The organism is Leucobacter weissii (assembly GCF_017565745.1).
Taxonomy (GTDB): domain Bacteria; phylum Actinomycetota; class Actinomycetes; order Actinomycetales; family Microbacteriaceae; genus Leucobacter; species Leucobacter weissii.
In genome coordinates, this window is sequence record NZ_JAGDYM010000015.1 from 104,302 (window position 1) to 115,596 (window position 11,295).

Annotated in this window: 10 protein-coding genes and 1 tRNA gene; 5 read left to right on the forward strand and 6 right to left on the reverse strand. The window is 69.1% G+C overall.

The window, feature by feature from the left end:
* Positions 1–88: 88 nt before the first annotated feature.
* Both J4H92_RS13205 and J4H92_RS13210 read right to left on the reverse strand, forming a co-directional pair.
* A complete protein-coding gene (locus J4H92_RS13205) occupies positions 89–829 on the reverse strand; it encodes a type 1 glutamine amidotransferase (protein ID WP_341783105.1) in 741 nt (246 codons plus the stop codon).
* Positions 826–2,202, reverse strand: coding sequence for a Mur ligase family protein (locus J4H92_RS13210; protein WP_208098658.1), 1,377 nt, complete (start codon positions 2,200–2,202; stop codon positions 826–828). The genes J4H92_RS13205 and J4H92_RS13210 overlap by 4 nt, the downstream gene beginning before the upstream one ends.
* A 112-nt stretch (positions 2,203–2,314) precedes the next feature.
* Between J4H92_RS13210 and J4H92_RS13215 the strand changes: the two genes are divergently transcribed.
* Positions 2,315–2,542: a hypothetical protein gene (locus tag J4H92_RS13215; protein WP_208098659.1), complete on the forward strand. Its 228-nt coding sequence runs from the start codon at positions 2,315–2,317 to the stop codon at positions 2,540–2,542.
* 118 nt (positions 2,543–2,660) lie between these two features.
* On the opposite strand, the gene J4H92_RS13220 is transcribed toward J4H92_RS13215, so the two are convergent.
* The 3 genes from J4H92_RS13220 to J4H92_RS13230 are packed head-to-tail and all read right to left on the reverse strand — an operon-like array spanning position 2,661 to position 4,814.
* The gene (locus J4H92_RS13220; protein ID WP_208098660.1) at positions 2,661–3,647 is read right to left on the reverse strand and encodes a DNA-formamidopyrimidine glycosylase family protein; all 987 of its coding nucleotides are present in this window, start codon (positions 3,645–3,647) and stop codon (positions 2,661–2,663) included.
* A gap of 44 nt (positions 3,648–3,691) precedes the next feature.
* Positions 3,692–4,183: a ribose-5-phosphate isomerase gene (locus J4H92_RS13225; RefSeq protein WP_208098661.1), complete on the reverse strand. Its 492-nt coding sequence runs from the start codon at positions 4,181–4,183 to the stop codon at positions 3,692–3,694.
* Positions 4,184–4,211: 28 nt separating this feature from the next.
* Positions 4,212–4,814, reverse strand: coding sequence for a mycothiol-dependent nitroreductase Rv2466c family protein (locus J4H92_RS13230; RefSeq protein ID WP_208098662.1), 603 nt, complete (start codon positions 4,812–4,814; stop codon positions 4,212–4,214).
* Positions 4,815–5,040: 226 nt separating this feature from the next.
* On the opposite strand from J4H92_RS13230, the gene pepN reads away from it, so the two are divergent.
* From pepN to J4H92_RS13250, 4 genes are all read left to right on the forward strand, one after another.
* Positions 5,041–7,656, forward strand: coding sequence for an aminopeptidase N (gene pepN / locus J4H92_RS13235; protein WP_208098663.1), 2,616 nt, complete (start codon positions 5,041–5,043; stop codon positions 7,654–7,656).
* 1 nt (position 7,657) lies between these two features.
* Positions 7,658–8,551: a mechanosensitive ion channel family protein gene (locus J4H92_RS13240; RefSeq protein ID WP_208098664.1), complete on the forward strand. Its 894-nt coding sequence runs from the start codon at positions 7,658–7,660 to the stop codon at positions 8,549–8,551.
* Complete coding sequence (locus J4H92_RS13245) at positions 8,548–9,015, forward strand: globin (RefSeq protein ID WP_208098665.1); 468 nt, start codon at positions 8,548–8,550, stop codon at positions 9,013–9,015. Before J4H92_RS13240 ends, J4H92_RS13245 begins: the two co-directional genes overlap by 4 nt.
* Before the next feature lie 324 nt (positions 9,016–9,339).
* Positions 9,340–10,935, forward strand: a complete 1,596-nt coding sequence (locus J4H92_RS13250) for an isocitrate lyase (protein WP_208098666.1) — start codon at positions 9,340–9,342, stop codon at positions 10,933–10,935.
* A 249-nt stretch (positions 10,936–11,184) separates the two neighbouring features.
* Here the strand turns inward: J4H92_RS13250 and J4H92_RS13255 are convergent.
* Positions 11,185–11,257 (reverse strand) — tRNA-Arg (locus J4H92_RS13255).
* Between the last annotated feature and the right edge of the window lie 38 nt (positions 11,258–11,295).

Here is an 11,295-nt window from a genome sequence, read left to right on the forward strand (position 1 = left end):
CCGCTCTCGTCCGCGCGCGAGCGCAGCCGGGATCGCGAGGCGGGCACGAGCGCCGCAGCGCCGTATACCGCAACACCGTGCGGGCGGTTCAGCGGGGCCGGCGCTTGGCCGAGGCCCGCGCGCGAACGGCCGTCGTATCGTCGATCTCGCGCGGCTCGAAGGATCCGTGCCTGCGCCTCGCGGCCTCCCCGATCAGGAAGTCGCTGACGGACGGGTTCTTCGGCAGCAGGGATCCGTGCAGGTAGCTGCCGATGACGTTCCCCGTGCGCGCGCCCTCGACCCCGTCCCGGGGGTTGTTGCCCGCGCCCTGGAGCACCCGCCCGAGCGGCCGCGACCCGCCGCCGAGCATCGTGTCGCCGCTGTGGTTCTCGTAGCCGACGATCTCGCCGAACTCGTCGCTCGACACGACGATGTTGCCGATCATCCGCTCGTCGCCGCCGCGCGTCTCCACGTCGAGCACCCCGATCCCGCTCAGTTCGGCGCCGGTATTCGTGATGAAGCGATGCCCGAACAGCTGGAACAGCCCGCAGATGACGAGCATGGGCACGCCGTCCTCCGCGAGCGCCCGGAACTCGTCGCGACGACCCTGCAGATCCGACACCACTCGGCCCTGGCCCGAGTCCTGGCCGCCGCCGCCGATCACGAGATCCACGTCGCCGGGAAGCGCGTCGCCCGCGTTCAGCTCGACGACCCGGGGCGAGAGGCCGTGCTGCCGCGCGCGCCGCACCAGCGCGAGCACGTTGCCGCGATCGCCGTAGATGTTCATGTCCCGCGGATAGAGCGAGAGGATCGTCAACTCCCGCTCCCGGGCCACATCGGATTCGCTCACCAGACCTCCTCGACCTCCGTCAGCGACGACAGCTCCTTGCGCAGGGCGAGCATCGCGGTGTACGTGCAGAAGATGCGACGGGGACGCCCCGGCGTGCGCTCGCGGAACCGGGAGAGCGCGACGGAGAGGTCCTCCTCGACGGACCCGACCGGCACTCCGTCGTGCTCGAGGCGCAGCGCCATATCCCAGGCCCGGGTTCCGCTGACCGTGTCGACGCCCGCGGCGTCGACACCGCCCGAACCGTCGACGCCCGTGGCATCGGCGAGGGATCCGAAGTCCACATCCCACAACCAGGACATATCCCGGCCGTCCGCATACTGGTCGTTGATCGCGATCATCGTGGCGACTCCCTCCGCGGGGAAAGAGGCGAGCGCCAGTCGGAAGCCGGCCGGGTTCTTCACCAGCACCAGCTCCAGGGACTCTCCGTCGAGTTCGAGCCGCTCGCCGCGCCCGAAGGCGGGACGCACTGCGGAGAGAGCGCGGATCAGCGCATCGGCGTTCGCGTCGGCGCGGTAGCGCGCGGGATGCCCGGGCAGCGGGGCGGCCTCCAGCACCAGGCGCACCGTGGCGAGAGCAGCGGCCGCATTGAAGGTGTTGTAGAGCCCTTCCAGTTCGAGCCCGGTGCGGTGATCCGATCCGTCGATCCGGAAGACCGCCTCGTGGTCGCCGAGCTGCACGAGCACGACATCCGCGGGTCGCCCCTGCCCCGGCTCGGCCTCTCGCCCGGCCTCGGCATCCGTTCCCGCCGAGGCGCTGTGGAAGTCGTCATCGCTCGGGAACAGCGCGCGAAGATCGGGTGAGAGCCCGAACTCGCGCACGTCGAGTCGCGAACGCTCCTGCTCGCCGATGCGCGCGATCAGGGGATCCTCCCGGTTGACCACCAGCCCCTCGGTCGTCGACCGCGCGATCCGCTCGAGCAGTCGCGCCGTGGTGTCGATCTCGCCGAAGCGGTCCAGCTGGTCTCGCAGCACGTTGAGCAGCAGGGTGAACCTCGGCTTCACCTTGGCGACGAAATGGATCGCGTGCGCCTCGTCCAGTTCGAGCACCGCGATGTCGGCGTCGAGCCGGCCGCGCGGCGAGCACTCCCTGACGGCCGCGGCGACCACGCCACGCGAGAAGTTGGATCCGGTGCGATTGGTGAAGACGCGCAGACCCTGCGCCTCGAGCAGTTCGACGATCATCTTGGTCGTCGTGGTCTTGCCGTTGGTGCCGCTGACCGCGACCACGCCGTAGGGCAGCCGCCCCAGCACCCGTCCCAGGAATCCGGGGTCGATCTTCTCGACGACGAGCCCGGGCAGCGCCGAGCCGCCGCCCCGCAGCCGCGCGAGCTGGCGCACGGACTTGCCGATCACGGCCGAGAGCACATCGCGCATGCCTTCCAGGTTAGCGTCCCGTGTTGCACTTCCCGGCGCACCCGCAGGTCGGAGCGGAAACACCGCGCCGAGCGCCGCGCAAAGGTCCCCGCCTTCTCGATAGGCTGAATCCATGGAGGAGGATCGCCCGAGCGCTGGCTTCGAGAATCTCGGCTTCGAGGGAATCGAGCACGCCCCGGAGAGCGCAGACCGCATCGGCACCAAAGAGAAGGTGTTCGGCGGGGTACTCGGAACCGTCGCGTTCGCCGTGGTCATCGCGTCGAGCGCCATCGCGATCTGGGCGGCAGCGAATCTCCTGCCCTGGGTCATCGGCGCGCTCATCGCCGCCTACAGCAGCTGACGCTGCGCGTCAGGACTGGCAGCACGCGCCCGCCGAACGCAGGGCGCTGCACCGAGAGCCAGAGGCTCTCGGGGGCTGCATGAACGGCCAGAAATGGCCGTTCACCTCACGCTGCGCGTCAGGACTGGCAGCCCGGGCACCAGTAGAGCTTGCGGCTGCCCATCTCCTCGAGCACGATGTTCGCCCCGCACCGCTTGCACGGCGTCCCCTCAAGCTTGTAGACCCAGTGCCGCTCGTCCCGCTCCCGGAGCGCGCGCCGGTAATCCTCCCCCTCGAGCCCGTCGATCGTGATCATCTGACCGACGGTGATCCCGATGTCGAGAAGTCTCGCCCAGTCGTCCCAGAGCGCGCCGAGCTCCCGCTCCCCCAGCCGATTCGCGGGGGTGTGCGGGTCGAGGCCGGCGCGGAACAGCAGCTCGGCCCGGTACACGTTGCCGATCCCCGCCACGACCGACTGGTCCATCAGCACGAGCCCGATGGGCGTGCGCTTCGCACCGGCCCGCTCGATGAAGCGACGCCGCTCGGCCTCCGTGTTGGCGTTGGCCGGATCGGGACCCAGCCGACGCAGGACGGCCTCCACCTCCCCGGGCGTCAGCACCTCGCAGGCCGTGGGACCGCGGAGATCCGCGCACACCGTCTCCGTCAGCAGGCGCACCCGCACCTGCCCGACGGGCGGCGGCGGGAACTGCTCGGGCGCCTCGCTCTCGCGGTCGTGCTCGGCCATCCGCACCCGGGCTCGCCGAGGGGCGCCGATCGACGCCACCGAATCCTCGCCGGCACTGTCGAGCGCCCCGGCCATGCCGGTCTGCCCCAGCCGGCCCGTGCCGAACTTCGTCGCATGGATCTGGATCGACGGGTCGACCCGCACCTCCCCCGAGAAGTCCCAGGCCCCGTAGATGCCGAGATGCACGCGCAGCCAATCCCGCTCCTCGAACTCGAGGAACATCTGCTTGCCCACCGCACGCGCGTCGGTCATCTCCCGGCGATCCAGCATCGCGGCGCCCTCGGCGAACCTCCCCTGCGGGCTCGTCACCTCGGGCCGCTCCCCGAGGAAGTTCGCACCGAACTGCCGCGCGATCCGATGCACGGAATGACCCTCAGGCACGGCTCGACCTTTCCCCGTGGCCGAGACGGCCACGGCACATACGGCTACGGGCGATCCACCTGCTTGCCGGCGATGTCGCCGGTGCGCTCGTACTCCCCGAGCTGCGCGATCCGGCGGACGTGCCGCTCGTCTCCGGGGAACGGGGTCGCGATGAAGGTCTCGATGAAGCGGATCGCATCCTCCACCGGATGCTGCCGCGCGCCGATCGAGATGACGTTCGCGCTGTTGTGCTCGCGCGCCAGTTCGGCGGTCGCATCGTTCCAGACGAGCGCCGCGCGGATCCCCTCGACCTTGTTCGCGGCCATCTGCTCGCCGTTCCCCGAACCTCCGAACACGACGCCCAGCGCCTCGACCCCCGCGCGCTCGTCGCGCGCGACGCCGAGCGCGGCGTTGATGCAGAAGGCCGGATAGTCGTCGAGCGGATCGTAGTCCTCGGGACCGTGGTCGATCACCTCATGGCCGAGACCGCGCAGATGCTCCTGCAGGGTGCGGCTGAACTCGAGGCCGGCATGGTCGGTCGCGATGTGGATGCGCATGAGCCCGATTCTAGTGCGTCGCCCGGATTCAGAACTGCGGGCCGGCCGTGCGCCCGCGCTTGAGCTCGTAGAAGCCCGGCACGCTCGCCGCCGCGACGATGCCGTCCCAGAGCTGCAGCGCGAGTTCGCCGGTGGGCGCGGGGGTGACCACCGGCCCGAAGAAGGCCACGCCGTCCACCGAGATGATCGGCACGCCGACGTCTGGGCCGGCGATGTCGATCGCGTGACTCGTGTTGGCGCGCAGCTGCCCGTCGAGGTCCCCGTCGTCCGCGGTCTCGGCGAGACCGGCCTCGAGACCGAGCTCCGCCAGCGACTCGGCGATGATCGCGTCGAAGTCGTCACGCCCGCCCGGGTGGATCCGGGTGCCGAACCCGGTGTAGAGCCCGCCGACGGCGCCTTCGCCGTGCCTGCGGCGCGTCGCCTCGACGACGCGCGCCAGGCGCAGCCCCTGCCGCTGGATCTCCGCGTAGGGCCCCGCATCCTGGCCCTCGTTCAGGATCTCCAAGGCGATCGGATGCCAGGCGACCTCGAATCCGCGCACCCGCGCGACCTCGTCGACCCAGCGGCTGGTCATCCAGCACCACGGGCAGACGGAATCGAACCAGAACTCGACCTTCGGCGCTTCGCTCATGCCTCCACCCTACTCGGGCTCCTCATCCGCCCGCCGCACACGGCCCACCACCCCCGTCCGCGGAGCCCGACCCGCCTCATCGGCGACGGGCCCTCCCGGCGTTTGCTCCGGGCCGACGTCCGTTTCCGGGCGAGCGCACATGTCGGTTTGAGGGGAACCATAGGCTGGTCACGTAGATTTGTGCGGGAAACCGCGTTCGATCCGACGACATCCGAGAAGGAGCACCGTGCCTGGCACCAACCTCACCTCCACCGAGGCCCGCGAACGCGCCGGTCTCGTCACCGCGCACGGCTACGAGGTGGCGATCGACCTCACGACGGGCCCCGAGGTCTTCCGGACCCAGACGACGATCCGCTTCGACGGCACGCCGGGCGAGGCCGCCTTCGTCGATCTCATCGCCCGCGAGGTGCTGAGCGTGGCGTTGAACGGCCTGGAGCTGGATCCCGCGGAGGTGGTCGCCGACTCGCGGATCGCGCTGCCGGAGCTGGCGGCGGAGAACGTGCTGACCGTGGTCAGCGACCAGGAGTACACCAACACCGGCGAGGGCCTGCACCGCTTCGTGGACCCTGCCGACGGCGAGGTCTACCTGTACTCGCAGTTCGAGGTGCCCGACTCGCGCCGGGTGTTCGCCGTGTTCGAGCAGCCCGATCTCAAGGCGTCCTTCCGCTTCACCGTCACGGCGCCGGCCCGCTGGCAGATCATCAGCAATCAGCCGACGCCCGAAGCGGAGCCCGCGGGCGAGCGGGACGGCGAGGCGATCGCGGTCTGGCGCTTCGCGCCCACGCCCGTGATCTCGAGCTACATCACGGCGCTCATCGCCGGGCCCTACCGCGCGGTGCGCTCCGAGCTGACCAGCAGCGACGGCCGCACGATCCCGCTCGGCGTGTTCTGTCGGGCCTCGCTGGGCGAGCACCTCGACGCCGACTACATCTTCGAGAAGACGCGGCAGGGCTTCGCGTTCTTCGAGCGCGAGTTCGAGGTGCCCTACCCCTTCGACAAGTACGATCAGGTGTTCGCGCCCGAGTACAACATGGGGGCGATGGAGAACGCCGGGGCGGTCACGTTCACGGAGGCGTACGTGTTCCGCAGCCAGGTGACCGACGCGATGCGGGAGCGGCGGGTCATCACGATCCTGCACGAGCTCGCCCACATGTGGTTCGGCAACCTCGTGACCATGCGCTGGTGGAACGACCTCTGGCTCAACGAGTCGTTCGCCGAGTACATGTCGACGCTCGCCACGGCGGAGGCCACGGAATGGACCGACTGCTGGACCACCTTCGTGGCCAGCGAGAAGTCGTGGGCGTACCGGCAGGATCAGCTGCCCTCCACGCATCCCATCGTCGCGGAGATCCGCGATCTCGAGGACGTGCTCGTGAACTTCGACGGGATCACCTACGCCAAGGGCGCCTCGGTGCTCAAGCAGCTCGTCGCCTGGGTGGGCCGGGAGCCCTTCATGCGCGGCGTGCACGACTATTTCGTGAAGCACCATCACGGCAACACCGAGCTGGTCGACCTGCTCTCGGAGCTCGAGGCGCGCAGCGGGCGCGACCTCGCCGACTGGTCGGCGAAGTGGCTGGAGACGGCGGGCGTCAACACGCTGCGCCCGGTGTTCGAGCTCGACGCCGACGGCCGCTACGCGGGCTTCGCGATCGAGCAGACCGCCGCGGGCGAGCATCCGACGCTGCGGCCGCACCGTATCGCGGTCGGGCTGTATGCGAAGGATCCCGGCGCCGGGACGGATCCCGACGGCGCCGCGATCCTGCGCCGCACGCACCGGATCGAGCTCGATGTCGACGGCTCCCGCACCGAGGTGCCGGAGCTCGTCGGCGTCGCGCAGCCCGATCTGCTGCTGCTCAACGACGACGATCTGAGCTACGCGAAGATCCGGCTCGATGAGCGGTCGCTCGCCACAGCGACCGATCACCTCGGAGGGATCGAGGATCCGCTCGCGCGCTCCCTCGTCTGGGGCACGCTGTGGGACCAGACACGGGACGGCGAGCTCCCCGCCTCCCGCTTCGTCGAAGTGGTACTCGTCCACGCGGCTGCGGAGACGAACTCGACCACGCTGCGCACGCTGATCGGACAACTGCTGCTCGCGGCCTCATCCTACGTCGCCCCCGAGCGGCGCGCCGAGACGATCGAGCGAGTCGCGGACGCGCTCTGGAAGCTGGCCGTCGACGCCGAGCCCGGCGGAGACCCCCAGTTCCAGTTCGTGAAGGCCTTCGCGCAGCTCGCCGCCACCGACGACCAACTGGACACCGTGCTGGCGCTGCTCGAGGAGCGCACCCCCCTCGACGGGCTCGACATCGACACGGACCTGGGTTGGGAGTTGCTGATCTCGCTCGCCGCGGGTGGACGGGCGACCGCCGAGGAGATCGACGCCGCGCTGGCCGACGACCGGACGGCCACCGGCCAGCAGTCGGCGGCGCACGCCCGTGCGGCGCTGCCGACCGCCTCGGACAAGGCGGCGGCCTGGGCGTCGGTGTTCGACCGCGCCGGACTGCCGAATGCGATCGTGCGCTCCACCGGGCTCGGGTTCCTCCGCGCCCACGACCGCACGGTGCTCGAGCCGTACGTGAGCCGTTTCTTCGAGGCGGTTCGGGGCATCTGGGATTCACGGAGCCACGCCATCGTCGAGGAGATCATCGACGGCTTCTATCCGGCGCCGCTCGCGAGCGAGCCGCTGCGGGATGCGACCTCGACCTGGCTCGAGACCAACCGCGACGCTCCCCCGGCGCTGCGGCGACTGATCGTGGAGCACCTCGCGGGAGTGGAGCGGGCGCTCGCCGCTCAGGCGGCCGACGGCGGCACCCCTCCGGGAACAGCGGAAACCGCGGTGTGACATGGCCGAGTTCTGGGCGGCGGTCGCCGATTTCTTCGAGCAGTACCAGGTGCTGTTCCGCATCCTGCTGATCATCGCCGCCGCGCTGTTCGCGAACTGGCTGCTGCGGCTGATCCTCCATCGCGCGGTGCACGGGGTGGTGCGCGGCGTGAAGCGGGCGAACCAGGTCGATGCGACGCAGGAGCTGCTCGCCGCCCCGCAGCTCAAGGCCCGTGCGGTGCAGCGCACGCGCACCCTCGGCACGGTGGGTCGCCACGTGATCAGCTGGACGATCGCGGTGATCGCGGTGATCCTGATCCTGAGCCAGCTCGGCGTGAACCTCGCGGCGCTGCTCACCTCGGCGGGGATCGTGGCGGCGGGTCTCGCCTTCGGCGCCCAGAACATCGTGAAGGACATCCTGAACGGCATCTTCATGGTGTTCGAGGATCAGCTCGGGGTGGGCGACATGGTCACCATAGATCAGATCACCGGGACTGTCGAGGATGTAGGGATCAGGGTCACCAAGGTGCGCGCGTTCGACGGCACCCTGTGGTTCATCAGGAACGGCGAGATCCTGACCCTCGGCAACGTGTCGCAGGGCTGGGGCCGGGCGATCATCGACATCACGGTCGACGCCGAGGCGGACCTGGACGCGGTGGAGCGCGTCGCCCTGGAGAGCGCCCGCGACCTCATCGAATCCCCCGAGTTCGCACGGCGTGTGACGGGCGGACCCGAGATGCTCGGCCTGGAATCGGTGTTCGGCGATCGTGCGACCCTCCGGTTGACGCTGCGCACGCGCCCCGAGGCGCAGTTCGCGGTGCAGCGCGAGTTGCGGGCGAAGATCAAGAAACGGTTCGGACAGCTCGGCATCCAGCTCGCGGCGGAGATCCCGAAACCGTCGGGAGGCGCGGCGTGACCGCCCCGGCGCCGGAGGAGCGGAGCGGAGCGCCCAAGCCGAACCTCACGCTGCGCCAGGGAGAGGCCGGCCCGGCGATCACCGAGACGCTGTGGTCCCAGGTCGGCGGCACCGCGACCTTCGAACGGCTCGTCCAGTCGTTCTATCGGAGAGTGCGGGAGGATCCCGTACTGGCGCCGATGTATCCGGAGGACGATTGGGACGGCGCGATCTGGCGTCTGCGAGCCTTCCTCGAGCAGTACTGGGGCGGGCCGACGAGCTACTCGGAGCAGCGCGGTCATCCCAGACTGAGGATGCGCCATGCGCCCTTCCCCGTCACCCCTGAGGCGAAGGATCACTGGCTGCAGCACATGCACGCGGCGCTGGACGAAGCGGCACTGCCGCCCATGCACGACACGGCGTTCAGGGACTACATCGAACGAGCCGCGCTGGCGATGGTCAATCGACTCGATCGCGAACTATAACAACTCGGCCACGACCTCGCCGTCGGCTTGGCCCGACCCGCCGGCCGGAGTAGCGTCGGACGCAACCTGAGGCTCGTTCAACGGCGAGCGCGCCCCAGGTTCATCTCCTTCCGACCGGCCCGATCCCCGGATCCCCGGATTCCTTCTTCGGCCGAGCCGGATGTCGCCCTTCTCCGCGGCTCACATTTTCTTTTTCGCAGAAATTTCACGAAACTTCACCCCCGTTCCACGGCCCGATCCGCTTCTGAGGTGGCCCAGAGTAGAAGTACGCGATCTCGCGCAGAGCGATCGCGGACTCACAGCCACCAGACATAAGGAACGATCATGACTGCTTTCCGCGACGACTTCGAGGCCGTGCAGGCGCTCAAGGGGCACAACGGCTCAGGCTGGGATGCGATCAACCCAGAGTACGTCGCCCGCATGCGGGCGCAGAACCGCTTCAGGACGGGGCTCGAGATCGCGCAGTACACCGCCGACATCATGCGCCGCGATATGGCCGAGTACGATGCCGACTCCTCGGTCTACACGCAGTCGCTCGGCGTCTGGCACGGCTTCATCGGCCAGCAGAAGCTGATCTCGATCAAGAAGCACCTGAAGAGCACGAACAAGCGCTACCTGTACCTCTCGGGCTGGATGGTGGCCGCCCTGCGCTCGGAGTTCGGCCCCCTGCCCGACCAGTCGATGCACGAGAAGACCTCGGTGCCCGCGCTCATCGAGGAGCTCTACACCTTCCTCCGCCAGGCCGACGCCCGCGAGCTGGATCTGCTCTTCACCCAGCTCGACGAGGCGCGTCTGGCCGGCGACGAGACCGCTGTGGAGTTCATCCAGTCGCAGATCGACAACTACGAGACCCACGTCGTGCCGATCATCGCCGACATCGATGCGGGCTTCGGCAACCCGGAGGCGACCTACCTCCTCGCCAAGAAGATGATCGAGGCCGGCGCCTGCGCCATCCAGATCGAGAACCAGGTCTCGGACGAGAAGCAGTGCGGCCACCAGGACGGCAAGGTCACGGTGCCGCACGAGGACTTCCTCGCGAAGATCAACGCCGTCCGCTACGCCTTCCTCGAACTCGGTATCGACAACGGCGTGATCGTCGCCCGCACCGATTCGCTCGGCGCCGGCCTCACCCAGAAGCTCGCCGTCAGCAGCACCCCCGGCGACCTGGGCGACCAGTACAATTCCTTCCTCGACGTCGAGGAGATCTCGGAGGCGGAACTCGGCAACGGCGACGTGGTCATCAAGCGGGACGGCAAGCTCCTGCGCCCCAGGCGCCTCGCCAGCAACCTGTACCAGTTCCGCACGGGCACCGGCGAGGACCGCGTGGTGCTCGACTGCATCACGTCCCTCCAGAACGGCGCCGACCTGCTCTGGATCGAGACCGAGAAGCCCCACGTCGAGCAGATCGCGAGCATGGTGGATCGCATCCGCGAGGTCATCCCGAACGCGAAGCTCGTCTACAACAACAGCCCCTCGTTCAACTGGACCCTCAACTTCCGCCAGCAGGCCTACGACCTGCTCGCCGAGCAGGGCCAGGACGTCTCGGCCTACGATCGCGACAAGCTGATGAGCGTGGAGTACGACGGAACCGAACTCGCCCGGCTCGCGGATGAGAAGATCCGCACCTTCCAGCGCGACGGCTCCGCCCGGGCCGGCATCTTCCACCACCTCATCACCCTGCCGACCTATCACACTGCGGCGCTGTCGACGGACAACCTCGCCAAGGGCTACTTCGGCGACGAGGGCATGCTCACCTACGTGCGCGACGTGCAGCGTCGCGAGATCCGCGAGGGCATCGCCACGGTCAAGCACCAGAACATGGCCGGCAGCGACCTGGGCGACAACCACAAGGAGTACTTCGCCGGCGACGCCGCGCTCAAGGCGGGCGGCAAGGACAACACCATGAACCAGTTCGGCTGATTCCGCTCCGACGGACGGGGGCTCGGCTTCGGCCGCGCCCCCGTCCAGTCTGGCGGTCGCCCCGCACGCTACGCAGAGCCGACCCCAAGGGCCACGAGGCCGAGGGTCGCCTATGGGCGACCGGCACCGATCGACAACGCGAATGCGCTGCTTGCGCACGCGGTGCGCCGAGGTGTTGATCACAAATGCCGAGGGTCGCCTATGGGCGACCGGCACCGATCGACAACGCGAATGCGTTGTCGACTTCGGTGCCCCCGGCAGGATTCGAACCTGCGACCAACGGATTAGAAGGCCGTTGCTCTATCCACTGAGCTACGGAGGCCACCGGACTAGCGTATCGCAGGCCGCAAAGGGCACCCC

Bases quoted from the DNA above. Each gene is read 5' to 3' on its own strand.
- J4H92_RS13210 (WP_208098658.1), bottom strand. From the start codon at position 2,202: ATGCGCGATGTGCTCTCGGCCGTGATCGGCAAGTCCGTGCGCCAGCTC.
- J4H92_RS13215 (WP_208098659.1), top strand. From the start codon at position 2,315: ATGGAGGAGGATCGCCCGAGCGCTGGCTTCGAGAATCTCGGCTTCGAG.
- J4H92_RS13225 (WP_208098661.1), bottom strand. From the start codon at position 4,183: ATGCGCATCCACATCGCGACCGACCATGCCGGCCTCGAGTTCAGCCGC.
- J4H92_RS13230 (WP_208098662.1), bottom strand. From the start codon at position 4,814: ATGAGCGAAGCGCCGAAGGTCGAGTTCTGGTTCGATTCCGTCTGCCCG.
- J4H92_RS13240 (WP_208098664.1), top strand. From the start codon at position 7,658: ATGGCCGAGTTCTGGGCGGCGGTCGCCGATTTCTTCGAGCAGTACCAG.
- J4H92_RS13250 (WP_208098666.1), top strand. From the start codon at position 9,340: ATGACTGCTTTCCGCGACGACTTCGAGGCCGTGCAGGCGCTCAAGGGG.